The 24,244-nt window shown below is 65.0% G+C and carries 23 protein-coding genes; 13 read left to right on the top strand and 10 right to left on the bottom strand.

What is annotated here, in order from left to right; all coding sequences use genetic code 11:
• Positions 1–4: 4 nt before the first annotated feature.
• Both catC and Q0071_RS08440 read right to left on the bottom strand, forming a co-directional pair.
• Entirely contained in the window at positions 5–289 is a 285-nt protein-coding gene (gene catC, locus Q0071_RS08445; RefSeq protein WP_298167391.1) for a muconolactone Delta-isomerase, read from the bottom strand.
• Positions 289–1,452 (bottom strand): muconate/chloromuconate family cycloisomerase, encoded by a 1,164-nt coding sequence (locus tag Q0071_RS08440; RefSeq protein ID WP_298167389.1) that lies wholly within the window; start codon positions 1,450–1,452, stop codon positions 289–291. The genes catC and Q0071_RS08440 overlap by 1 nt, the downstream gene beginning before the upstream one ends.
• Positions 1,453–1,553: 101 nt before the next feature.
• Between Q0071_RS08440 and Q0071_RS08435 the strand changes: the two genes are divergently transcribed.
• Positions 1,554–2,459 carry a LysR family transcriptional regulator gene (locus tag Q0071_RS08435; RefSeq protein WP_298167387.1) on the top strand — a complete coding sequence of 302 codons (906 nt, stop codon included), beginning with the start codon at positions 1,554–1,556 and terminating at the stop codon, positions 2,457–2,459.
• Here Q0071_RS08435 and Q0071_RS08430 read toward each other — a convergent pair.
• From Q0071_RS08430 to Q0071_RS08420, 3 genes are read right to left on the bottom strand one after another with little or no spacing between them, the layout of a single operon-like run.
• The gene (locus Q0071_RS08430) at positions 2,456–3,682 is read right to left on the bottom strand and encodes an FAD-dependent oxidoreductase (RefSeq protein WP_298167385.1); all 1,227 of its coding nucleotides are present in this window, start codon (positions 3,680–3,682) and stop codon (positions 2,456–2,458) included. The two genes, Q0071_RS08435 and Q0071_RS08430, sit on opposite strands and share 4 nt — an antisense overlap.
• A 30-nt stretch (positions 3,683–3,712) precedes the next feature.
• Entirely contained in the window at positions 3,713–4,903 is a 1,191-nt protein-coding gene (locus Q0071_RS08425; protein WP_298167383.1) for an SRPBCC family protein, read from the bottom strand.
• Positions 4,900–5,262 carry a hypothetical protein gene (locus tag Q0071_RS08420; RefSeq protein WP_298167380.1) on the bottom strand — a complete coding sequence of 121 codons (363 nt, stop codon included), beginning with the start codon at positions 5,260–5,262 and terminating at the stop codon, positions 4,900–4,902. Before Q0071_RS08420 ends, Q0071_RS08425 begins: the two co-directional genes overlap by 4 nt.
• Positions 5,263–5,609: 347 nt before the next feature.
• Here Q0071_RS08420 and Q0071_RS08415 point away from each other — a divergent pair, with 347 nt between their 5' ends.
• From Q0071_RS08415 to Q0071_RS08375, 9 genes are all read left to right on the top strand, one after another.
• Positions 5,610–6,314, top strand: a complete 705-nt coding sequence (locus Q0071_RS08415) for an aspartate/glutamate racemase family protein (RefSeq protein WP_298167378.1) — start codon at positions 5,610–5,612, stop codon at positions 6,312–6,314.
• A 35-nt stretch (positions 6,315–6,349) separates the two neighbouring features.
• A complete protein-coding gene (locus Q0071_RS08410) occupies positions 6,350–7,375 on the top strand; it encodes an AraC family transcriptional regulator (RefSeq protein ID WP_298167376.1) in 1,026 nt (341 codons plus the stop codon).
• 344 nt (positions 7,376–7,719) lie between these two features.
• Positions 7,720–10,146 carry a TonB-dependent receptor gene (locus Q0071_RS08405; RefSeq protein WP_298167373.1) on the top strand — a complete coding sequence of 809 codons (2,427 nt, stop codon included), beginning with the start codon at positions 7,720–7,722 and terminating at the stop codon, positions 10,144–10,146.
• A 64-nt stretch (positions 10,147–10,210) separates the two neighbouring features.
• The gene (locus tag Q0071_RS08400; RefSeq protein WP_298167370.1) at positions 10,211–10,693 is read left to right on the top strand and encodes a nuclear transport factor 2 family protein; all 483 of its coding nucleotides are present in this window, start codon (positions 10,211–10,213) and stop codon (positions 10,691–10,693) included.
• 33 nt (positions 10,694–10,726) lie between these two features.
• Entirely contained in the window at positions 10,727–11,980 is a 1,254-nt protein-coding gene (locus tag Q0071_RS08395; RefSeq protein ID WP_298167367.1) for an aromatic ring-hydroxylating dioxygenase subunit alpha, read from the top strand.
• Between the two features lie 11 nt (positions 11,981–11,991).
• Entirely contained in the window at positions 11,992–12,357 is a 366-nt protein-coding gene (locus tag Q0071_RS08390; RefSeq protein ID WP_298167364.1) for a hypothetical protein, read from the top strand.
• A 259-nt stretch (positions 12,358–12,616) separates the two neighbouring features.
• The gene (locus tag Q0071_RS08385; protein WP_292945975.1) at positions 12,617–12,892 is read left to right on the top strand and encodes an HU family DNA-binding protein; all 276 of its coding nucleotides are present in this window, start codon (positions 12,617–12,619) and stop codon (positions 12,890–12,892) included.
• A gap of 98 nt (positions 12,893–12,990) precedes the next feature.
• Positions 12,991–13,257, top strand: a complete 267-nt coding sequence (locus Q0071_RS08380; RefSeq protein ID WP_298167355.1) for a hypothetical protein — start codon at positions 12,991–12,993, stop codon at positions 13,255–13,257.
• Between the two features lie 62 nt (positions 13,258–13,319).
• Positions 13,320–14,099, top strand: coding sequence for an enoyl-CoA hydratase (locus Q0071_RS08375; RefSeq protein WP_298167353.1), 780 nt, complete (start codon positions 13,320–13,322; stop codon positions 14,097–14,099).
• Between the two features lie 9 nt (positions 14,100–14,108).
• Here Q0071_RS08375 and Q0071_RS08370 read toward each other — a convergent pair whose 3' ends face one another.
• From Q0071_RS08370 to Q0071_RS08355, 4 genes are all read right to left on the bottom strand, one after another.
• The gene (locus Q0071_RS08370) at positions 14,109–14,726 is read right to left on the bottom strand and encodes a hypothetical protein (RefSeq protein ID WP_298167350.1); all 618 of its coding nucleotides are present in this window, start codon (positions 14,724–14,726) and stop codon (positions 14,109–14,111) included.
• A gap of 272 nt (positions 14,727–14,998) precedes the next feature.
• On the bottom strand, positions 14,999–17,029 hold the full coding sequence (locus Q0071_RS08365; RefSeq protein ID WP_298167347.1) for an NADPH-dependent 2,4-dienoyl-CoA reductase: 2,031 nt from the start codon (positions 17,027–17,029) through the stop codon (positions 14,999–15,001).
• A 14-nt stretch (positions 17,030–17,043) separates the two neighbouring features.
• Entirely contained in the window at positions 17,044–17,841 is a 798-nt protein-coding gene (locus Q0071_RS08360) for an enoyl-CoA hydratase/isomerase family protein (protein ID WP_298167344.1), read from the bottom strand.
• 97 nt (positions 17,842–17,938) lie between these two features.
• A complete protein-coding gene (locus tag Q0071_RS08355) occupies positions 17,939–18,562 on the bottom strand; it encodes a TetR/AcrR family transcriptional regulator (RefSeq protein WP_298167341.1) in 624 nt (207 codons plus the stop codon).
• A gap of 59 nt (positions 18,563–18,621) precedes the next feature.
• Here Q0071_RS08355 and Q0071_RS08350 point away from each other — a divergent pair, with 59 nt between their 5' ends.
• The 3 genes from Q0071_RS08350 to Q0071_RS08340 all read left to right on the top strand — a co-directional run bounded on the left by Q0071_RS08350 (position 18,622) and on the right by Q0071_RS08340 (position 23,446).
• Positions 18,622–20,898, top strand: a complete 2,277-nt coding sequence (locus Q0071_RS08350; protein WP_298167338.1) for a CoA transferase — start codon at positions 18,622–18,624, stop codon at positions 20,896–20,898.
• A complete protein-coding gene (locus Q0071_RS08345; protein WP_298167336.1) occupies positions 20,895–22,424 on the top strand; it encodes an acetyl-CoA acetyltransferase in 1,530 nt (509 codons plus the stop codon). The genes Q0071_RS08350 and Q0071_RS08345 overlap by 4 nt, the downstream gene beginning before the upstream one ends.
• Before the next feature lie 203 nt (positions 22,425–22,627).
• Positions 22,628–23,446, top strand: a complete 819-nt coding sequence (locus Q0071_RS08340; protein WP_298167332.1) for an SDR family NAD(P)-dependent oxidoreductase — start codon at positions 22,628–22,630, stop codon at positions 23,444–23,446.
• Here the strand turns inward: Q0071_RS08340 and Q0071_RS08335 are convergent.
• Complete coding sequence (locus tag Q0071_RS08335; protein ID WP_298167329.1) at positions 23,429–24,199, bottom strand: LuxR C-terminal-related transcriptional regulator; 771 nt, start codon at positions 24,197–24,199, stop codon at positions 23,429–23,431. The genes Q0071_RS08340 and Q0071_RS08335 overlap by 18 nt on opposite strands.
• Positions 24,200–24,244: the final 45 nt, after the last annotated feature.

Below are 24,244 nucleotides of genomic sequence, written 5' to 3'. Positions count from 1 at the left end.
CGGGTCAGTCGGCGGAAATGGCGGAAGGGTGGCGGCAGAGGGCCGTCACCTCGGTGGTCATGTAGGGGAACAGCGGGAGGCTGATCATCAGTTCGTGGAGCTCGCCCGCATCGGCGACATCGAAGATGCTGATGTTCGCGTATTGTCCGGCGATGCGCCAGAGGTGCCGCCACTTGCCGCTGCGCTGCAGGTCCTCCGCCCGCGCTTTCTCGGTGGCCTTGAGTGCGTCAAACTTCGCAGGATCGAGCTCGTGGGGCACGTGCACATCCATTCTTACCATGAAAAGCATCAGTTGTTCTCCTGTCGTCCGGGTGTGCTGACCGTTCTTGACGGCGCATCGCGGCGAAAGCGGTTGATCTTGTCGAGATCGAGACTGAGTCCGAGCCCCGGCGCAGCGGGTACCGTCAGGGCAAAGTCGCGATATTCGAGCGGCTCGGTCAGAATGTCTTCGGTCTGGAGGAGCGGCCCGAATAGCTCCGTGCCCCAGCCGAGCGAGGGAAGCGTCGCGAACAGGTGCGCCGATGCTGCGGTGCCGATGCTGCCTTCCAGCATCGTGCCGCCGTAGATGCCGATCTGCCCGGCCTCTCCGATCGCCGCAACGTCGCGCGCCGCGAACAATCCGCCAGCCTGCGCCGGTTTGATCGAAAACGCATGGCAGGCACCGGCGACGACGTAGTCCATCGCATCGACCGGGCCGCGCAAGGCTTCGTCCGCCATTATAGGGAGGGGCGAATGCCTGGTCAGGTGAGCCATCCCCAGGCGATCGGCGCGGGGCAGTGGCTGCTCGATCAGATCGACGCCGGCGTCGGCCAGCATGGCGGCGCCGCGCAGCGCCGTGACCGCATCCCATGCCTGATTGACGTCGACCCGCACGGAGGCCTCGTCGCCCAGCGCCCGCTTGATCGCAGCGACATGCGCGACATCCTGACGCAAAGCACGCTTGCCGATCTTCAGCTTGAAAATGTTGTGCCGCCGGCCGGCGATCAGGGCCTCCGCCTCCGCAATATCCTTGGCGGTGTCACCACTGGCAAGGGTCCAGAGTACCGGGATCCGTTCGCGCTGGCGCCCGCCCAGAAGCGTGGTGAGGGGTACCCCGAGCCGCTGCCCCTGAATATCCAGCAGCGCGGTCTCCACCGCGTTCCTGGCGAAGTGGTTGCCGACAATGGTGCTGCGGATCGGCGCCAGCTGCGCGGCCGGATCGATCAGCATCTGACCTATCAGCAAGGGCGCCATGTACTGGTCGATCGTCAGCTTGATCGATTCCGGGCTCTCTTCGCCATAGGCCAGCCCCCCGATCGTCGTGCCTTCGCCGAGCCCGATGACGCCATCGGAAGTGTGAACGCGGACCAGCGTCATGCTCTGTCGGCTGATCGAGGTCATGGCCAGAACATGGGGTCGAATTGTCGGTACATCGACAATCCAGGTATCGATGTGCGTGATCTTGACTGTCATGACAGGATGGTCTTTGAAGCTGAGAGAGACTGAAAACAGGTCAATTTTTGCCAACTGACCGTGAATGACCTCCGCAAACGGCAAGACCTTGAGGGTATGATATGGATCTCAGGCGCCTCAGGTACTTCGTCGCCGTCGCCCGGGAGCGGAACTTCACCCGCGCGGCGCAGCTCCTCAACATGGCCCAGCCGCCACTCAGCCGGCAAATCCGCCTGCTCGAGGAAGAAGTCGGGGCCGAGCTGGTCGACCGGTCGAGCCGCCCCTTGAAGCTCACCGAAGCGGGCCGTCTTCTGCATGAGCAGGCGGTCCAGGTGCTGGCCGGGATGGAGCAGATCCAGTCGATGGTCGGCCGCCTGTCCGATCAGGGCGGGCGCCGGTTCGTGATCGGGTTCGTCGGCTCGACGCTCTACGGCTTGCTGCCGCAGGTGATCCGCCGCTTTCGCGAAGAGTCGATCAGCGCGGACGTTTCGCTGCTGGAGTGTTCTTCGGTCGAACAGATCACGGCGCTGAAAGAGGGCCGGATCGATGTGGGTTTCGGCCGCTTGCGCGTGGAAGATCCGGCGGTTCGCCGCATCGTGCTGGCGGACGAACCACTGGTCGCAGCGGTTCCGGCGGATCACCATCTCGTATCGGTTGGCCGCGCCGTGCACTTGTCCGAATTGCTGGTCGAGCCGCTGATCGTCTATCCGAGGCCGGCACGCCCGAGCTACGCGGATCAGGTGCTGGGCGTGATCCATGACCTTGGCCTGACGCCCGCCAAGATCATGGAAGTGCGCGAACTCCAGACCGCGATCGGCCTGGTCGCCGCCTATGCCGGTTTTGCCGTTGTCCCGGAGTCGGTGCAGCGTCTGCGCCGGGATGATGTCCGCTATCTGCCGCTTGCGGACCGCGGCGCCCGCTCGCCGATCATGATGGTCCATCGCTCGGGCGACGTAACGCCAGAACTGGCGACGCTGATCCGGATCAGCTGCGAGATCCACGCGAGCGCTGCGCACGGCCACGGCTAGGCGAAGGCCCGGAGGGAGACGGAGGTGTCGCTGACAAGCTCCCGGTCAAGGCTTGCCCGGGTTCCGATCAGCTTGCGAGCAGCCATGAACTCGCGGGCATTGTTGATGCAATCGACCGCGATCATCCGGCCCTCGCGCAGATAAACGATCGAGAACGGGCCGTGGTCCAGATCGCCGCGCACCACAAAGTCGTCTGCATCGCGCGCGATCCCGGCCGATTGCAGCCGCAGTTCGTACTGTTCGGACCAGAATGTCGGCACGTCCTGATAGACCCGCGTTTCGCCCATGATCGTCATGGCGGCCACTGCGGCGGAATCCTGGGCATGCTGCACGGATTCGAGGCGCCACATGCCGCCCGCGAAGTCGTTGGGATGGCGCGCGCAATCGCCGATCGCGAGGATGCGGGGGGCTGAACTGCGAAAGTGGGCGTCCACCACAACGCCGCCATGACAGGCAATGCCGGCAGCCTCGGCAAGAGCGGTCTCGGCATCGATCCCGATCCCGACGATGACCGCATCCGCCGCCACCTCGGTGCCATCATCCAGCAACACCGCTTCGACGCGTTCATGGCCTGCGAGCGCCGATACGGCTCGCCCGAGGTGGAAATCCACGCCATGGCGCCGGTGCACGTTTTCGAAGAAGCGGGATACGGGCGCGGAGGTCACCCGCGAGAGGACCCGCTGCTGCGCTTCGATCACCGTGACGGACTTGCCCAGAGCCTGCGCGGATGCCGCCACTTCAAGCCCGACATAGCCGCCCCCGATCACCGCGATGTTCTGCGCGGTGGCAAGGTGCTCGCGGAGGCGCTCCATATCGGCGTGACCTCGCAAGACATGGCTGCCCGGCAGATCAGCGCCAGGACAGGTAAGCGCCCGCGCCCTTCCGCCCGTGGCAAGGACGCACCAGTCGAACGCAACGGTCCGGCCATCGGACAGTGCCGCCTTTCGCTCCAGCGGATTCAGCGCGACAACTTCCACGCCGCTCACAAGGTCGATCTCGGCATCAGCCCAGAAGTGGCGGGGACGCAGCAAGGGCGCTTCCGCTTGCGCTGCATCGAGCAAGCAGAACTTCGAGAGCGGCGGGCGCTCGTAGGGCAGGCGCGCCTCGTCATTGACCAGCATGATCGGGGCGGCATAGCCTGCCTGACGCAACTGCGCGGCAACGGCCGCGCCGGCGTGCCCTGCGCCGACGACGAGCACGCCCGTTGTCATAGTCTTCCGCATGGTCACTCCCGGATCTCTTGGCGCGTCAGCTCAGGCAAGGCCGCGGACGCAGCGCTCAACCCCATTGCCGAGGTGCCGGACCAGCGTTTCCTCATCCTGGAAATGGATATGCTGCTTCGCGCCGGATTTGAGCTGCGCGCAGATCAGCTCATGGGTGAAGCAATCTTCCATCATCGGATCGCGCAAGCCAACCTTGGAGTATTCACGCGCGAACAGCTCCCCGGCGGTCGTGACCGGGGGATAGTAGCCCTTGATCTCCCACACGCTGCGGTCGACCGCGACGGGCCAGATGTTGAACGTGAAGTAGAGACCGTTCAGCAGCCCCACGAAGTAGTTGGGGAAGATATGCCAGAAATCGAACGAGCCCCGAAACTTGTAGCCTTCACCCTCATTCTCGACCTTCGCGCCGAAGGCCTGGACGGTACCGGTGCCAAAGCGGCTGGCCAGTTGCGCCACGGGCGAGGGCGTGAAGCTGTCTGGCGGCGGCGAGCCGAGCACGCCGTGCAGTCCGTAAAGCTCGATGCTGGCGTGCCGATACTGATTGCCATCGGTCTTCACGGCGCGGGCGAGGGTCTTTTCATGCAGGAAGGGCAGGTGCCAGCCTTCCAGCTGCGCTTCCTGCAGCGTTTTCCAGTTCACCGCCTCATCGATCCGGTAGGAGAATGCCGGGGTGAAGCCGCTGAAGTCGTATCGCCCGATCTCGCCCGCCACCGGGGCGAGGAACTCGGCCAGCGTCTCTTCCGGCTCGGCGGCCAGATTGACGAAGACGAAGCTCTGCCAGACCTCGCAATGGACGGGGGTCAGGCCGTTGTCCTCTGGCTTCACGCCGGGGAAGTTCTCGGCATCCGAGATATGCACCAGCTTGCCGGTGGTATCGTAGACCCAGCCATGGAACCGGCAGGCCAGATAGCCCTTGCACGAGCCCTGCGCATCCCACGCCACCGGCGCGCCGCGGTGCGAGCACTGGTTGTGGAAGGCTCTGAACTTGCCGTCCTTGCCATGAATGACCAGCAGCGAAGTATCGAGGATCTTGAGGTCGGCGACAAAGTAGTCCCCGGGCTTGGGTGCCTGGAGCACATTGCCGACGTTCAGCCATTTGCGGCGGAATACGCGTTCGCGCTCAAGATCGAAGTATTCCGTGGAGGTATAGCGCTCCACTGGGACGGGATCGCGGCCTTCCTCGGGGTAGCGGTCCATGAAGCGGCACGGCGCGGTGGTCATAGCGTTGCTCCCCGGTTTGCAGCATCCCAGGTGTCGTGCACCGGCACGAACCGTTCGATGGGAAAGACGTATTTGGGCTGCGGATTCTCGTACATCTCGATGGTCGCCGAACACTCTGCGAGCGCGAGGCACAGGTTCAGCAGGGTGCGATCTGGTCCGCTGATGGCATCCAGCGCGAACCCGCCGAGATACTCCAACGCCGCCGGTCCGCGCTCGAGCATGGCGTCGTAGAAGCGCTGGCTCTCTTCCAGCGAGGAACGCCACCGCTTGGCGTTGCGCCCGACTTCGGTTGGCTGTGCCCATTCAAGAAACGGAGCGAGATCGGCGAAATGATCCGGCAACTGACTTGTGCTCGTCATACCCTCTCCATGACTCTGCGTATTCGCCCAAGGCTGCGCCCTGGGATCAAGTCGGGCTATCCCGAAGGCGCAAGGGCTGGCCGCTGACTGCGGAAATGGGCCACGGTGGCAGAAAGCCGTCCTGCCGGGCGATGATCGGGGGGCTTCGGATCATACCTTTTAGGTCTGATATGATGCCGCATTCAGTATTGGACCTGATGTCACGTGCGGGTCACCTTGTTGTCACCGAGTGATCGGGCTGCGGCACGCTGCCTTGCATCGCCGCAGAGGCCGTTACCGGCTGAGCCAGCTATCCAGTGAGGTATGGCGTGAGCGATCGAAGAATCAGGATGATCATCCCCGTACCTGTGCCGGAAGAAGGCCTGCGCGCCTTTTCTGCGCAGGTTCCTCCGGAGCTGGCGGCTCGGGGGGTGACGGTCGAGATGACCTGCGCAGCCAGGGGCGGCGGCGCACTCGGCTCGATCTATGAAGGTTCGATCGCGGATGCCTTCTGCCTCGAAGCCGGTGCGACGGCCGAAGCCGACGGGTGCGCTGCGGTCTGCGTCAATTCGATGAGCGACTCCGGGGTCGCCGCACTCCGCTCGCGGCTGTCCATTCCCGTCGTCGGCGCAGCGCAGCCGACATATGCCCTCGCCGCACAGTTGGGGCGCCGCTTCTCGATCCTCAGCATGTGGGACCGGTGGCGCTGGCTTTATGACAAGGTCCTCGCCGAGAACGGCCTCGCTGGACGACTTGCGTCGGTCCGCTCGATCGGCGTGCGTCCCGATACCAGCGAACTGCTCGCCGGCAAGGAGGACAGCGTGTTTCCGCTTTTGCTGGAGGCCGCGCAGCGCGCCATCGAAGAGGACGGCGCCGATGTTCTGATCCTCGGCTCGACGACAATGCACCAGTCGCACCGCTATCTGGCCGAGCATTTGCCCGTGCCTGTTTTGAATCCCGGGCTGGTAGGTCTGATGACTTGCGATATGCTGCTGAATCAGGGACTCAGCCACAGCAAACGGGCCTATCCGAAGCCCGATCTGATCATGGATGGAGTGGTTCTGGGAGCCTGACCGGCTATTGGATAACAAAGGGGGGAGCCGCGCTTATGGTACCTGCACTCGCATCAAGCCGCTGGGACGGCAGCGGCATGCCGCTGGCGAGTTTTCCGCGTCTGCTGTCGCACGACATCGACCAGGTGCATCACCACATGAGCGAGATGTTCTGCCCGCACGATTTGCGCCTTGAAGGCGGCAGACCGCCCATCGCCTTCCGCCACCACCATGCGTCGCTGCGATCAGTTTCCTTCAACGCCACGGACTATGGCAATCCCTACGGGCGGGTCATCGTCGACATTCCCCCGATGGATAATCTCTATCTCGTCCAGTTCTCGCTGTTCGGCGCGGTGAGGATCACGCAGGGCAAACGGACTTTCGAGATGGAGCCGGGGCACATGTGCGTGCTCAATCCCGGAGAGCGGGTCCAGCAGGTCTTTGGCGAAGGCTACAAGCATTTCACGGTGAAGCTGTCGAAGGGCGGTCTCGAGGCTGCGCTTTCTCAGGAACTCGGGTTCAAGGCGGCTGACCTGCGGTTCTGCAACACACCGGTCTCGCTTTCGGGCGCTGCCGTCAGCTTCGCGCAACTGGTGCGCACGATCTGCGACGATCTCGACCGGGGATCTTCCGCCTTCAGCCATACCCGCGTGGTTGGCTCGGTCGAACAGGCGCTGCAGCGGTTGCTGCTTGCCGCTGTGCCGCACAATCATTCCGAGCTCTTCGATACCCCGGCCGCAGCGCCGGCTCCTTATTATGTGCGCCGGGCCGAGGAGTTCATCCGGCACCATGCCGCCGATCCGATCACGCTTGACGAAATGATCGCGGTATCAGGCGTATCGGCGCGCTCGCTGCACACGGGCTTCCGCCGGTTCCGCGGGACGACACCCATGGTATACCTCAAGAACTGCCGCCTTTCGCTCGCGCATCGCCAGTTGCAGGAGGCCGCCGAAACCGGCCTCACGGTGACCGAGGTGGCCCTCTCCTGCGGGTTTACCCACCTGTCAAAGTTCGCGCGCGACTATACCGAGCGTTTCGGGCAGCGCCCTTCGGAGACGCTGAAGCGCATCGGCTTCCACTGAGCCCAGTCGGGCCGACCAGACCCGGACAGGTCAGCAGGCGAGGATATTCGTACCGTTTGAGCAACAAGGGGGCAGTCGCAAGGCTGCCCCCTTGTTCGTGGCGCCGTCCCGCATGGCTGCCTTCAGTGTACGCGCGGACGGTTCTCCCCAAGCAGTATGCCATCCATGGCCATGTTCGCGGCGCTGACATGTCCTAGCCGGCGTTCAGAGGCTAGCCGCTTTGCGGGCAGTCAAGGCATCACACTTGCATAATCGGGCTTGGGGTCCGGGCTGGCTGGCAAACCATCGCCACTGGCCCGTTTTGCTCCGGTCGCACACAATCAGGTAATGACGGGGAGTTTATCATGCAAAGATTGTCGGTGATGTCCGGGGGGATGCCGGTCATGCAGATCAGTGCGGAAGCGATCAAGCGCTGCGGATTGCTGATGGGCGCATCGCTGTTTGCAGTGCTGGTTGGCACCGGTACCGCGCACGCACAAGCCGCGGCTGCGCCCCAGCAGGCACAAGCAGCCGACAACACCGGGGTCGAAGAGATCACCGTCACCGCACGCCGGCGCGCTGAGTCACTGCAGGACACCCCCATTGCCATCTCCGCAGTTACCGGCGCTGGCCTGCAGGAGCGCGGGATCGACAACGTCACCCAGATCGGCGACTTCACCCCGAACGTGAAATTCAACAGCTCGGTCCCGGTTTCCGCCAGCAACGCCACCGCCGCGATCTTCATCCGCGGCATCGGCCAGAACGACTACCAGCTCTCCGCCGATCCCGGTGTCGGACTGTACCTGGATGGCGTCTACATCTCGCGCGGTGTGGGCAACGTGCTGGATGTTCTCAACGTCGAGCGGATCGAGGTCCTGCGCGGGCCGCAGGGCACGCTGTTTGGCCGCAACACCATCGGCGGCGCCGTGAGCGTGGTGACCAAGAAGCCGGGCCGCGATCTTGGCGGTGCGCTGGAAGCCACGACAGGCAGCTTTGGCCGGGTCCAGATCAAGGGCAACATCGATGTCCCGCTTGCCGAGGGCGTCTACTCCAGCTTCGCGGGCTTCGTGCACAAGCGCAACGGCTACGTGAAGGGCGTGATCGCAGGCGCGCCGGATCTCGGCGATACCGACAATCTTGCGGGCCGGTTCGCGCTGCGGCTGGAGCCGAGCAGCGATTTCACCATCGACCTTGCGGTGGACGGTTCGCGCACCCGCGAGAATTCAGCGCCCAACGTGGCCATCGCCATCAACGAGAACGCACCGGCTGCCGCCTACTGGAATGCCGCCTATTCCGGCGCACCGGGCGTCTGCCTCGACACGACCAACCCGGCGCGGCTGACCAATACCTCCTGCTACAACAGCCAATGGGTTGTTGGACCCTACCGGCATGGCGGCACTTTCACGACCGTCTCGAACGTGTTCAACCGGTTCAATCCCAAGCCCTATCAGTCAGCCTCGAATGTGAACATCTGGGGCGCTTCCGGCACGGCCGAGTGGAAGGTTGCTCCCAATTTCTCGATCAAGTCGATCACGGCCTACCGCAAGGTGACTGGCTTCTGGACGCGCGATTCCGACCACAGCCCTGCCTCGATCATCCAGACCAACAGCGACTGGAAGCAGCACCAGTTCTCGCAGGAAGTGCAACTTCTGGGCGATCTGCTCGACAAGAAGCTCAACTGGGTGATCGGCGGCTACTACTCCGACGAGAGCGGCAACCATCGCGATCTGGTTGAGATCGTTGACGCCGTCTTCCTTAGCGGCGCGGCGCTGAAGGGCCAAAGCTTGGCATTTTTCGGCCAGGCGACCTACGAAGTGGTGCCCAATCTCAACCTGACCGCAGGCATCCGCTGGACGCAGGACAAGAAGTCCTTCAGCAACGAGAACCAGTTCGTGGTCGAGGCAGGCTTCCTGACCGGTGCGCCGCTCAATCCTGATGGGTCCGGGCTCAAGAACGGCGATCCGCTGATGGGGCCGCTGGGGCGGACGTCCTCGATCAAGGACAAGGCGTGGACGCCGATGACAAGCCTGTCCTACCGCTTCAGCCCTGAGATACTGACCTACGTGTCCTACTCAAAGGGCTTCAAGGGCGGTGGCTTCACCCAGCGTGTGTTCCCGCCCTTCGCGTTCATTCCCTCGTTCCGGCCCGAAACCAGCGAGACCTACGAATTCGGCTTCAAGAGCGATCTGTTTGACCGCAAGCTTCGCCTGAATGGTGCAGTGTTCCTCAATAATTACAAGAACCTGCAGATCACGGTAAATGATCCCACCCTTGGCTTTGCGCCGATCATCCAGAACGCTGCCGAAGCGCGCATCCAGGGCTTCGAACTGGAGTTCCAGGCGCGGCCCGTGGATGGACTGCGGATCGAGGGCGGCCTCGGCTATCTCGATGCCAAGTACCGCAATGTCGACATCCGCGCGCTCAATGCCGGTGTCACGACCGCAACCAAGCTCCAGAATGCCCCGCGCTGGACGATGAGCGCGGCGGTTTCCTACAACATCCAGGCTGGCAACATCGGCAGCTTCCAGCCGCGCATCGACTGGTCGTACCGCACCCGCGTCTACAACGATGCGATCAACACGCCGCTGCTGATCCAGGACGGCTACCACCTCGTCAACGCGGCGATTGCCTACACCGACCCGACAGAGAAGTGGGGTGCAACCCTCGGCGTCAAGAACCTGACCAAGGCACTCTATCTCGGCTCGGGTTACGCCGATTCCTTCGGCGGAGTCACCGAGGGCGTCTATGGCCGCCCGCGCGAGTGGTATCTCTCGGCACGGTTCTCGTTCTGACGAATGCCGGGGTGGCCCAAGGCTGTGGCCCCGTGCCACCCCGGCAGCGACAGGGAGAAAGACAATGGACACAGGCAATCTCGAACAGCGCCTGCGCCAGCTCGAAGCGTTGCGAGCCATTGACGACCTGATTGCAGACCTCGGGCGCGCCTTTGACGCCGGCCCATCGGCAGCAGCGCTTCGCCCGCTGTTCACCGCCGACAGCCGGTTCGTGATCGATCAGTACGGCAGCTTCGAGGGAAGCGAAGCGATCGCCGCCGGGGTCGCCGGCAATGCCGATGCCGGCTTCAGGTGGACTCTGCATTTTCTTGTCTCGCCCAAGGTTGCCCTGGCCGAGGATCAAACGGCGGGAACGGTCGACTTCTATCTGTGGGAGGCGGCCACGGCAGCCAGCGGCAAGGCCTACTGGATCGGCGGCCGCTACAAGGCGCAAGTCAGGCTCGACGAGGGCCGGTGGCGCTTCGCCTACCTCGAGCTCGAGGCGGACCTGATCTCGCACTACCCGGACGGCTGGCAGCCGAAACCGGCACAATTGTCGGACGCCTGAGCTCGTCCCCATTCCTGACCTAGGAGACTGCACATGAATGATCTTTCCGGTGCAACGCTGCGTCCGGGCGCGGAGAAATTCGCCCATCTCGGCCGTTCGATCGATCAGATCAGAACGGAGCTGGGCGTTGGCCCGGTCGCGATCGATGCCATTCGCGATCCCGAAATCTATGCGCTCGAGCGGAAGAAGGTCTTCGGCCGCGCCTGGCTCAAAGTCGCGACGGATTGGGAGATTCCCGAGCGGGGCGACTACAAGGTCAAGGAAATGCCGGTCGCCGATACTTCCGTGCTGATCGTGCGCGGCAAGGACGGCAAGGTCCGTGCGTTCCACAATGTCTGCACCCACCGCGGCAACAAGGTCGTGCCGACGAGCGGCTTCGAGAGCTTCGGCAAGGCGCGGGCCAATGTCCTTTCGTGCCGGTTCCATGGCTGGGTGTTCAACACCGACGGCCCACTGCGCTCAGTGCCGCTGGAAAGCGGCTTCGGGCAGCTCGACAAGGCCTGCCTCGGCCTGCGAGAGATTGCCTGCGATACGTGGGAGGGGTTCATCTTCATCAACTTCGCGGATCAGCCTGAACAGAGCCTCGCCGACTATCTGGGAGACTTCGGCGCCTTGTTCAGCGGTTTCCCCTACCACGAGGCAACCACGGCATTCCGCTATTCGACCGTGCTGGAATGCAACTGGAAAGTGGCCCTCTACGCGTTTTCGGAAGGGTACCACGTCCCCACCATCCACGCCGGATCGCTGCCGGGCTTCACCGGCATCGAGCACGCCGATTTCAAGCTGGTAGGGCCGCATGCCTCCTCGACGATCTACGGGGGCGGGATGGACGCGGCAGCCTCGACGGCGCAGTTCGCCGGGGTTCTGCATGCCGACCGCGAGCATGGTCCCCGGCCCGAACTCGTGCCGCCCGGGATCAATCCCACGGGGCGCGGCGACTTCCAGTTCGAACTGCCGAACATCTTTCCGAACTTCCTGATCCACCTGGCGGCGGGTTGCGGCTATCCCGGCATGGCCTTCTTCACGCACCAGTTCTGGCCGCTCGATCATGGCCGCACTTTGTGGGAGGGGATCAACTACTTCAGGCCCGCCCGGAATGCAGCCGAGCGGATCGCGCAGCTGCACGTCAACGCGCTCCACCGCAATGCCTGGCTGGAGGACACCGGCACCATGGAGGACACCTTCCTCGGCATTCGCTCGGGCGCGATCGATACCATGCAGCTCATGGATCAGGAGTTCATGATCCGTCACGCCGCGCGCACGCTCGACCAGTATCTTGCGCGCTGAGGAGAACGCCGATGACCACGACACTTGCGCTGCCCGCCGCGTTTTCAGACCTCACCCCCTTCGCGGAGCAGTGGGGGCAGGCCACGGAGAATGATCGCAGCCGGATCCGCTGGGGTGCGAGCGCGGCAGACTTTGCCAGCCTTTATGCGGCGGTCATGCCTCGGCTGCCGGATATCCTGGAGGAACTGGCCAACTGCACACTGGACGGGATGGACGAGGCGCAGACCAACCTCTTCAACCTCGCCGCCGCGTTCGCCGAAGCTGCTCCGCATCACGAGCTCTATAGTGGAAGCGCCGACGTGCCGTTCAGCTTCGCCGCCCCGCGGTTTCAGCCGGGCCACGGTGACGCAGCATCAACTGCCACGCTGCTGCGATAGCGCCGAGCCAGTTGGTGGCCGGAACGCCAGCAATGGGATTGACCAGATTCAGCGCTGATCGGATGCGCAGTCGCCCTGCCGATATCGTCAAGCAATGTTCTGTCGTCAAAATCGCCGCTACTTGAACATCGTTCCGGCGACAGGGATGGGCAGGTTCATCCGGATTCCCCCAGATTCCAGCGTATTCTGCGTGTTCGAGGCTGGACGCAGGGCGCAGGCCAAGCTAACCGGCGCGTCCAACCGTTGGAGAATTGGGATCATGAATACTGCTGAACTCGCCGAAGCCGTTGCTGCCAGCGCGGGCCTCACCAAGGCCGATGCCAAGAAGCTGGTCGACACCGTGTTCGCGGCGATTGCCGATGCGGCTGCCAAGGGCGAGGAAGTCTCGCTGAGCGCGTTCGGGAAGTTCAAGGTCAAGGAAAGCCCGGCCCGCGAAGGCCGCAATCCCTCGACCGGCGCCCCCATCCAGATCGCCGCTTCGCGCAAGCTGACCTTCGCTGCGGCGAAGTCGGTCAAGGACAAGCTTAACGGCTGATCCGTCATGCGCCCGCAAGGTGCGCTGATGATGCCAGAACGGCACGCGGGGGACCTTCTCTCGCGTGCCGTTCGCGTTTTGGGGGAGGAACAAGGCTGATGGGCTTCGATGATCTCATGCGCCGCTACTTCGGCACGGCGGACCTTGGCGGCCTCAGCGCTGCCGAGCTTGCTGCCGGGGCCGAGCGCCTCTCCGTCGATTTCGGGCTGGAAACCGATCCGGCACGCCGCTTTGCGCTCTGGGCGCTGATGCACATCCTGGGCAGCGCGCCCGATCTCGACATTGCCTTCAAGGATCCCGCCGAACGCGATGCGGCGCGCAACTTCATGGATCTCTACGGCGGGATGTCGCAGCCTCCGCAATAAGCAGAGGTGCATGGCCCCGCGCGCCGTGGTCAAAGCGGCCCTGCCTACTTAAGGATCACGCCATGACCGATCTCATCCTCGTCGATATCGCAGACGGTGTCGCCACCGTCACGCTCAACCGGCCCGAGGCGATGAATGCGCTGTCGAAGGCCCTGCGCGCGCGCCTTGCCGAAGTGATGACCGCGCTCGATGCCGATGATGCCGTGCGCGCCGTCGTGCTCACCGGCGCCGGCACGCGCGCCTTCACCGCCGGGCTCGATCTCAAGGAACTCGGTTCCCAGGCCGGCGCGCTGGGCGCGGCGAATGCCGAAGGCGCTTCCGAAAATCCGGTCAAGGCGATCGAAATCTGCCGCAAGCCCGTTGTCGGCGCGATCAACGGTGTCGCCATCACCGGCGGCTTCGAAGTCGCGCTCGCCTGCGATGTTCTGATCGCCTCCACCAACGCGCGCTTTGCCGATACGCACGCGCGCGTCGGCGTCTATCCCGGCTGGGGCCTCTCGCAGAAGCTCCCGCGCCTGATCGGGATCAGCCGTGCCAAGGAGCTCTCTTTCACCGGCAACTTCCTCGATGCCGCAACCGCCGAGCGCTGGGGCCTCGTCAACCGCGTGGTCGAGCCTGAGGCCTTGCTATCCGCCGCGCAGCAGATCGCGCGCGATATAGCTTCGATCGACCCCACTTTCCTGCGCAATTACAAGGCGCTGATCGACGATGGCTATGCCCTGCCCTTTGGCGAAGGCATGGCGCTGGAGGCCAGCCGCTCCTCCGCTGCAAACTCGGCGGTCAAGCCGGAAGAAGTCGAAGCCCGCCGCCTCGCGGTGCAAGCGCGCGGCCGCAGCCAGTAGGCTGCAGCGTTAGCGGGCCAGCGCCTGCGCTGCAGCAGCGAGCGCGGTGTCCGCCGGTCCTGCCGGGCTTCCGCCACCGAGCAGAAACGCCCGGTGGCGGCTGATGGCGGCCTGCTCTGCCAAGCCCGGAGGTGCGGCAATCCAATCCCGCACCAGCACGACAAGAGCCAGCGCCTGCAGATAGACCGGCAGCGCAAGTACCCCGGAATGCTCCACCGCGCCGCTATCACCGGGCAGGAATGCGCCGGCACAATCGATCAGCGCGCCCAGGAATGCGGTCTTGTCCGCTGCGGACATGTGGGGCAATTCCTGCGCGGCAAGGCGCTGCAAGCGCCTGACTTCGCCCAGCAACCCGGCCCTGCCATCGAGTCCGAACAGGCGATCGACCCGCTGCTTGTTCTTGTCCTCAGCCACTGTCAGCGCGCTCCGCGCCAGATCCTGCCACAAGGGCGCGATCCTGGCCTCGATTGCCGCAGCCATGGCCTCCAGCCGCAGCAGGCCCTCGATCAGCGCCGCGGCGTTGCCGCCTGCACCGGTGCCATAGGCAAAGAAATCGGCATAAGGCTCTACCAGCGCGCCAAACGCTTGCGCCGGCCGGGCTCCCGCCGAGTCGCAAGCCTCTACCAAACGATAGTTTGCATCCCGCTCCGGCGCTGAATGCGCCCGGATTGGCAAGGTATGCCATACCATACAACAAGTTCCCGACGGTCCGACCAAGCGGGACTAGCGGATTCCTGCTATGGAAACCAGCACTGACACATACCTTTAGTTATATTTCAAATCATATAAGGAGAGATGGCGGCGATAGGCAGCACCCGCCATCCGTTCAGCGTGCATTCTCCGGCACCCCACTGCCACGCCACCCCGGATGCGATCCGGGGTGGCGCCTCCGGCAAGTCCTAGACGGCCACCGCCAGTTCGGTCGCCTGCAGAATCGCCCGCTTGGCATCGAGTTCCGCCGCCTCGTAGGCGCCGCCGATCAGCTGCGGCGAAAGGCCCCGCGCGACGAGGTCATCATAAAGCCCGCGCGCCGGTTCCTGCCCGGCGCAAACGATCACGGTATCGACTTCCAGCAGCCGAGGCTCTCCCTCCACGCGGATGTGGAGGCCGGCATCGTCGATCCGGTCATACTCCACCCCGCCCAGCATCTGCACGCCGCGCCGCTGCAAGGTGATGCGGTGCGTCCAGCCGGTGGTGCGGCCCAGCCCCTTGCCCACCGCGCTCGCCTTGCGCTGAAGCAGCCAGACTTCGCGCCCGCTCGAGGCCACTTCGGGCACCACCCCGGTCACCCCGCCCCGCGGGTGGTTCTTGAAATCGATGCCCCATTCCTTGGCGAAGACATCGACATCGAGCGAACCCGGCGTCCCCGCATGGGTGATCAGTTCGGCCACATCGAACCCGATCCCGCCCGCGCCCATGATCGCCACTTTCTGGCCGACCGCAGCCTTGCCGGTGATCACATCGACATAGCGCACCGCCTTGGGGTGATCGATGCCCTCGATTTCGGGCTTGCGCGGCGTGATGCCGGTGGCAATCACGATCTCGTCGAACCCGCCCGCCGCCAGCATGTCCGCATTGACGCGCGTGGCGAGCTTCAGCTCGATGCCGTTCACCTCGATCATCCGCCCGAAATAGCGGATCGTCTCGTCGAACTCTTCCTTGCCCGGAATCTTGCGCGCCAGATTGAACTGCCCGCCGATCTCGTCCGCCGCATCGAACAGCGTCACCTTGTGCCCGCGCCCCGAAGCGATCGTCGCATAGGCAAGCCCCGCCGGCCCCGCGCCGACCACCGCGATCCGCCGCGCCGTCGTGGCCGGCGCCACCGTAATCTCCGTCTCGCGGCAGGCCCGCGCGTTGACGAGGCAACTGGTCAGCTGGCCGGTGAACGTATGATCAAGGCAGGCCTGGTTGCACGCGATGCAGGTGTTGATCTCGTCCTCGCGGCCTTCCCACGCCTTCTTCACGATCTCCGCGTCGGCCAGCATCGGCCGCGCCATCGAGATGAGGTCGGCATCCCCGCGCGCCAGCACCTCTTCGGCCACATGCGGCATGTTGATACGGTTGCTGGTGATGAGCGGGATAGAGACCGCCTCGCGCAGCTTGCCGGTCACCTGCGCAAAGGCCGCGCGCGGCACCATCGTCGCAATCGTCGGCACCTGGCTTTCGTGCCAGCAGAAGTGCGTGCTGATCACATCCGCACCGTTCGCTTCCAGTGCTTTCGCCAGGCTCGTCACTTCCTCCCACGCGAGCCCGCCTTCAAGCATGTCCATCGCTGAAATGCGGAAGATCAGCATCTTGTCATCGCCGAGTGCGGCACGGGTGCGGCGCACGATCTCGATAGGAAAGCGCATCCGGTTTTCCCACGAGCCGCCCCAGCGGTCATTGCGCTGGTTGGTCTTCTCGACGAGGAACGTGGAAATCAGATAGCCTGCCGAGCCGATGATCTCGACCCCGTCGTAGCCTGCCTCGACGGCCAGCGCCGCGCAGTTGGCAAAGGCGGCGATCTGTTCCTCGATTCCCGCTTCATCGAGTTCGAGCGGCGCATGCTTGGCGAGGCGCGAACGAACCGGCGAGGGACCGACCGCTTCGCGAACGTTGGCCATTGGTCCTGAGTGCAGTATCTGCATGCAGATCTTGACCTCCGGATCGGCGGCATGGACCGCTTCCGTCACTGCGCGGTGCATCGGCACTTCCGAAGGCTCGCTCAGCTTTGCGCCGCGCCCGCCGCTGGGGTGCGGGGTGATGCCGCCGGTGATGATCATGCCCACCCCGCCCTTCACGCGCTCGACGAAGTAGGCCGAAAGGCGCTCCGCCGCATTGGGCAGATCTTCGAGGCCGGAATGCATCGAGCCCATGATGATGCGGTTCTTGAGCCGGTTGCCCCGGATCGTCAGGGCTGAGAACATCAGCGGATATTTGGCGTGCGACATGGTCCGTTGTCCGTTCAGTCTGGAATGTAGTTCGGGCGGCGCTTCTCGAGGAAGGCGCGCATCCCTTCGGCGAAATTGGGGCTGACGGCGGTCATCAGCTGGTTGCGGTTCTCGATCGCCATCGCTGCTTCAAGGCTCGGCGCATCCACCGCGAGGCTCAGCCCCTCCTTGGTCATGCGCAGCCCGCGCGGCGAGGCCGCGAGCATATCTGCGACATAACCCTCGGCCACGGTTTCGAGCTGGTCGTCGGGCACTACCTCGCTCACCAGCCCCGTCGCCAGCGCGCGCGGCGCATGGATGAAACGCCCGGTCAGCATAAGCTCCGAGGCAACCGAAGTGCCGACCAGGCGCGGCAGGAAGTAGCTGACGCCCATGTCGCAGGAGGAAAGCCCCAGCTTGATGAAAGCGGCATTCATCCTGGCGCTCTCGCCCGCAATGCGGATATCTGCCGCCAGCACGAACGCAAAGCCTCCGCCGCAAGCTGCGCCGTGCACCAGCGCCAGAATCGGCTGCGGGCAGCGCCGCATCTTCACATAGACGTCTGCCAGATGGCCCTGAAAGCCGAAGCCCCCGCCAAACGGATCGGGGCCATTCGCCGCTTGTCGGTCCTTGATATCGAGCCCGGCGCAGAAGGCCCGACCTGCCCCGCGCATCACCACCACGCGCGTTTCGCGGTCGTTGAACAGGGCGCCGAAATAGTGGGAAAGCTCGTCCACCATCTCCAGCGAAATGGAATTGAGCTGATCGGGGCGGTTCAGCGTCAGCCAGTCCGCCGCGCCGCGCTTCTCCACCGTGATCGTGCGATAGGTCATGCCACCTCGCTCCCCCTTTGCGCCTCTGCGGGCGTAGCTGCCGTTTCTGTCATGCCGCGCCGCGCGGCAAACCTGCCCATATTGACAGCCAGTCCGGTCATGCGCCGATCCCGCCGATCAGCAGGTCCGCCACCCGCGCCGCATAGGCCGTGATCGCCGCCTCGCTCATCGTCTCCCCCGGCCCGAGCCGCCCGGCATGCGATTCCATGGCCGAAAGCAGCATGTCGGACGCGAGCGCCGCGCTCACGCCATCGCGCAGTTGGCCACGCGCCCGGCCCCGCCGCAGGATCGCTATGGCCTGCGCCGTCACTGCGCCCAGCACTGGCCCGATCCGGGCTGCCAGCTCAGGATGCCCCGCCAGATCGCGCCGCAAGTGCCGCGCCACACCGCCACCCGTCTCCAGATAGCGCGCCAGCACCAGCGCGCCGAACGCGGTGAGATCGCCGTGTAGGCTTCCAGTATCGATCGCCGCCAGCGCCTGCCAGCGCTGCTCGATCATCGCGCAGAGCAGGTCCTCCCCGCTCGTCCAGCGCGCGTAGAGCGTCGACTTGCCGATCCCCGCCGCCCGCGCCACCGCATCAAGGCTGAAGCCCGCCCAGCCCCCCGCGCCATAGACTTGCGCCGCCGCCGCCAGAATGCGCGCCTCGAAATCCGGATTGCGCGGACGCCCCCTCGGTCGCGGCTCCGCAGCAGGCGCAGAATCAGGCGAAGAGCGTTGCATGGGTTTCTTGTATCTTTTATGGACGGTATTCGTCCAATAATAATCGAGAGGGACCCGGAATGCAGCCAGAGGCCATCGACCGCCCGCTTTCCGGCCTCGTGGTGGTCGATCTCGTCGCCAGCCCGCTCGCGGGAATTGCCCGAACCTTGCGCGAACTCGGCGCCGAGGTGATCCGCCTTGAAGTGGGCGGACGCGGCGGCTGCCCGCAGGATGAGCCCCGCGCCGAACTCGCATACTGGACGGCCAATCTCGGCAAGCGAATCGAGGCGATCGAGGAAGCAGACCTCCTCGCACGCCTTGCCCACGCTGACCTGATCATCGAAGATCTCTCCGCAGAATCGGACAGCATCGATTGGGCCGCGATCCGCGCCGCCAACCCCGCGCTCGTCCACATGACCGCCACCGGCTTCGGCCTCGGCAACGCCTTCTCACACTGGCAGTGGTCCGACGGCGTGCTCCACGCCCTCACCAGCGAACTCTCGCGCTCGGGCATCAGGGGCCGCGCACCGCTGCTCCCGCCGGGCGAGATCGCGCTGCAGTGCGCGGTGGCGCAAGGTGCTTTCGTCGCGATGGCCGCGCTCACGCAGGCGCTCGTCAGCGGCACTGGCACCCATGTCGATTTCGCTGCGCTCGATGGCGCGATGCAGGCGCTCGATCCCGCGTTCGGCATTTCCGGCAGCGCCACCAATGGCCGCCCCGCCGCATCGCTGCCCCCCGGCCGCCCGCCCAGGGGCGTACAATATCCGATCATCCCGGTCGCCGATGGCTACGTCCGCCTCTGCGTGCTCGCCCCGCGCCAGTGGCAGGGGATGCACGCGATGATGGGCTCGCCCGCCGAATTCGCCGGGCCGGAATTCCGCGACATCATGGTCCGCTTCAAAAGCAAGGAACTGCTCGCGGCGATGCAGGCCTTCCTTGCCGACAAGACCCGCGCCGAAATCGAGGAGCTCGGCCAGCAGCACGGCGTCCCCCTCGCTGGGCTCAACACCCTCGGCGATTGCCTTGCCGCCGATCACATCCGCGCGCGCGCCACCTTTGCCGAGGTGGACTTGCCCGGTGGCCGCCGCGTGCCCGCCCCCGATGGCCTGATGGTGATCGACGGGCAGCGCATGGGTCCGATTTACACCAGCGCCCCCGCCCCGCGCCCGGTACCCGCAGATGCCAAACCCGGCCGGCCGCTGGAAGGCCGCAAGGTGCTCGATCTCGGCGTGATCGTTGTCGGCGCAGAAACCGGCCGCCTGCTCGCCGATCTCGGCGCGGATGTGGTGAAGATCGAATCCGCTGCCTTCCCCGATGGCTCGCGGCAGACCTGGCTCAAGATCGGTCTTTCCAGCAGCTTTGGCGCGGGTCACCGCAACAAGCGTAGCCTTGGCCTCAACCTCAAGTCCGATGAGGGCAAGGCCCTGCTGCGCCGCATGATCGCCGATGCCGACGTGATGCTCTCCAACTTCAAGCCCGGCACACTCGAATCCCTGGGCCTCGGCTATGCCGAACTCAGCCGGATCAACCCGCGCCTGATCGCGGTGGAATCGAGCGCGTTCGGCGCGACCGGCCCGTGGTCGAAGCGCATGGGCTACGGCCCGCTGGTTCGCGCCGCCGCTGGGCTCACCGCAATGTGGCGCTACCCCGATGATCCGGAGAGCTTCTCGGACTCGGTCACGATCTACCCCGATCACGTCTGCGGCCGCATCGGCGCGAGCGCGGTCATGGCGCTCCTTGCCCGCCGCCAGCGCACCGGGCGCGGCGGGCATGTCGATGTGGCGCAGGCCGAAGTCATGCTCGCCCAACTCGCCACCGAAGTCGCCGGCACCGCGCTCGGCCTCGCAGACAGCGAGGACGCGCTATCGGGCGTGTTCCCCGCCAAGGGCGAGGATGAATGGTGCGTTGTCACCCCGCGCGATGAGGCCGACCGTCAGCGGCTCTCCGCCGTGATCGGCAGCCAGGACCTCGCCGCATGGCTGGCGGACAGGGGGGCTGCAGAAGCCGCGCAAGCTTTGCAGGCCGCCGGCGTCCCCGCGGCCCCGATGCTCCGCGCGGCGGACCTCGCCGATCATCCCTACTATACGGCGCGCGGCCTCTTCCGCAGCGATCCGCACGATCTGCTCCCCGAGCCGATGACCGCCGAGCGCCGCCCTGCGGTTTGGCAATCGATCCCGGATGCGGACGCCCGCCCTGCCCCGCTGATGTGCCAGGACACTTACGCCGTGATGCACGACTGGCTGGGTATGGACGAAGCCGAATGCATTTCCCTTGAAGCGGCGGGTGTGCTCGAAACCGTACCTCAAAGAATCCGCGAGATGGTCGCCACCAAGTCCTATCTGGAGACTGCCCGATGAATGCGCCTTTGCCCGATTCTTCATGGGGGACTGATCCCGAACGCATCCCCGTCATCATCGGCGTCGGCCAATTGAACGACCGGCCCGCGAGCCCCGATCTCGGGCTCGATCCGCCGGGCCTGATGGCCGCAGCGCTGCGCATCGCGGAAACCGATGCGGGCGGAAATCTGCTCGGCGACCTCGACAGCCTCGCCATCGTCGACCAGATCAGCTTCCGCCACCTCGGCAATCTGTGCGACCGCGTGGCCGCAGCCATCGGTGCGAACCCGGCGGTGAACTACCAGTCCGAAGCGCCGCATGGCGACACCCCGATCCGCCTGCTCAACGAAGCCGCCAACCGCATCGGTGCGGGCGAGGTGAAGCTTGCCGCCGTGGTCGGCGCGGAAGCCCTGCGCACCGCCGCCGGCCTTGCCGCTCTGGCGGCAAAAGGCGAGGACAAGAGCTACAACGCGGTCCGCAATGTCTCGACCCGCCGCGATCCCACTTACGCGCAGGCGCATGGCCTGACCGCGCCGGTCGATGTCTACCCGATCTACGAAAATGCCGGCCGCGCCGCTTATGGTCAGACCTTGGCCGAGGCGCAGGCCGAAAGCGGCGCAATCTGGGCGGGCATGAGCCAGGTTGCCGCCGCCAATGAAGGCGCGTGGATCAGGAAAGCCGTGAGCGCCGAGGATATCCTCACGCCGGGTCCGTCCAACCGTCCGCTCGCTTTCCCCTACACCAAGCTGACCGTCGCCAACTCCTCTGTGAACCAAGGTGCGGGCTTCCTTGTCGCCAGCCTCGCCGAAGCGCGGCGGCGCGGCATTCCGGAGGAGCGGCTGATCTACGTCGGCATGGGCGCCGCTGCGAAGGAAGATCCCAGCATCCTGCGCCGCGACCGCTATGATCGCTCCTCCAGCATGGACACCGCGATACGCCGCACGCTGGAGCTCAACCAGATGACCGGCGCAGACTTCGACCATGTCGAGCTCTACAGCTGCTTCCCTTGCGTCCCCAAGATGGCGCGCCGCGTGCTCGGCTGGCCGCTGGATAAGCCCGCCACGGTGTTTGGCGGGCTGACATTCGGCGGTGGCCCCATCGCCAATTACATGAGCCATGCGGTCGTCTCGATGGTGGACCGCCTCCGCTCGGGGGATGGCCAGACCGGCTTCCTGTTTGCCAACGGTGGCTATGCCACCGACAACCACTGCATCGTCGTCTCGCGCCAGCCCATCGCCGCCGCGCAGTTCCCGCAGGACTTCGACTATCAGGCCGAAGCTGACACGGCGCGCGGGCCTGTGCCCGAACTCGAGAAAGACTACGTCGGCCCCGCAAAGATCGAAAGCTACACCGTCTTCCACAACCGTGAAGGCGCGCCTTCTAGTGGTGTCGTCGTAGCCCGTACGCCAGAGGGTAAGCGCACGCTCTGCCACATCGATGTGGCCGATCCCGCGACGCTCGGCTTCTTCATGGATGGGACGGTGGAGCCGGTCGGCACCAGCGGTGCGATTGCCGTGGAGGGCGAGCGGCGGGTTTGGGGGCGGTAAGGTCCCCCAAACCTGGCCCAACCACCTCCGTCACACCCTTCCCTCGTCATTGCGAGCACAGCGAAGCAATCCAGAGCGGTAGCGCGTGACGCTCTGGATTGCTTCGCTGCGCTCGCAATGACGAAGTTATGGTCGAGATCAAATTTGCCAGTAGCCGGTCCGCATCGCCGCCCTATCATCGCTCCAAACCAAGGAGGAAATGCATGAGCGGACGGTTCGCAGGCAAAGTGGCGCTGATCACCGGGGGCACTTCGGGCATCGGGGCGGGCACCGTGCGGCGGCTCGCGAGCGAGGGCGCGAAGGTCGTGTTCACTGGCTCCAAGGCCGAAGCCGCTGCCGCGCTATGCGCCGAAACCGGTGCGCAGTTCGTCGCGCACCGCGTGGAGGATGCCGCCGCGTGGGACGTGCTGATGGCCCAGATCAAGGCCGAGCATGGCCGGCTCGACGTCGCCTTCGCCAACGCCGGCATCGAAACCGGTGACAGCAGCGTTGAGGACATCACCATGGATGCGTGGGAGCGCGTGATGGGCGTGAACCTCACCGGCGTGATGCTGACCATCCAACACGCGATCCGGGCGATGCGCGCGAACCCAGATGGGCCCACCGGCTCCATCGTGGTGAACTCGTCGATGAGCGCCTATCGCCCGCTCGCCAACTACGTCGCCTATTCAGCGAGCAAGGGCGCGCTGATTGCGCTGATGAAATCCTCAGCGCTTCACTGCGCCACTCTGAAGACGAAGATCCGCGTCAATTCGATCCACCCCGGCGTGGTCGAGACCGAATTGATCCGGGGCGTGATTGACCGCTCGCCCGACAGCGCCGCCGCGCGTGCGCAATTCAACGCGATGTCTGCCATCGGCCGCATGGGCCGGGTCGAGGAAATTGCCGCACTGGTGGCGTTCCTCGCCTCGGACGAAGCGGGTTTCATCTCCGGCTCGGAATACGGGATCGACGGGGCGAGCACGGCGGGGATGACGAAATGGTGGTTGGGGTTTGGGCGGCCCTCAGGCAGCCGCCCCTAAATAGCCCAGCTGCCCCGCCTTGAAGACGGCCTGGCTGCGGTTCACCGCGTTGAGCTTCTCGCCCGCGCGCTGGATGTGATAGCGCACGGTTGCGTGGCTGAGCGCGAGGATCAGGCTGATTTCCTTGTCGGTCTTGCCGATGGCGGCCCAGCGCAGGCATTCGACCTCGCGCTTGGAAAGCCGGCAGTCGCTCGGAATCCATTGCTGCGTGCGCATCGTGCTGACGTAGCTCGCCACGAAGCGGCGGGTCAGCGCACCGAGGAAATCGCCATGCTCGGCAAACACGTTCGAAAGGTCGTCGAGCGTCTTGTCCACCGGCACGAAGCTCGCCGCGGCGATCTGACCGAACGAGAGGTGCGAGGGGATGACGATCATCGCCCGCGCCTTGCTGAACTTGTGGAACTCCGAAAAGTTCAGGTCCTCGAGGTAGTTGTTGCGGCTGACGGTGAAAGCGCCGTGGGCGTTGCACCAGAAGGGCTCGCTTTCATACCGGCTGGCGCGCGGGAAGGGCGAGGAGAGCGCCAGCGTGCCGTTCTCCCACCAGCGCTCGCCATCGGCGGTCCAGCCGAAGATGTCTGCGTTGATGATCTTGCCATCGGCATCAAGCATCTGCTCCTTCGACGAAATGTCGGGGCAGACCGCGATGCGCAGGTCAAGCTTCAAGGCAACGTCGCGAATGGCAATTGCGGCGGGCCGCACGTCTTCAACGGCCCGAATCGTCACCTGCTCGAAGGTGGTGTTCGCCCAGTCCATGGTGCATCCTCTCGTCGGTGCCGGTTATTCCGGCATCCGGGTCGA

It is taken from the genome of Novosphingobium sp. (assembly GCF_027486195.1).
Taxonomy (GTDB): domain Bacteria; phylum Pseudomonadota; class Alphaproteobacteria; order Sphingomonadales; family Sphingomonadaceae; genus Novosphingobium.
The sequence above is the reverse complement of the archived record's forward strand: the minus strand, read 5'-3'. Positions and strand labels throughout refer to the sequence as shown.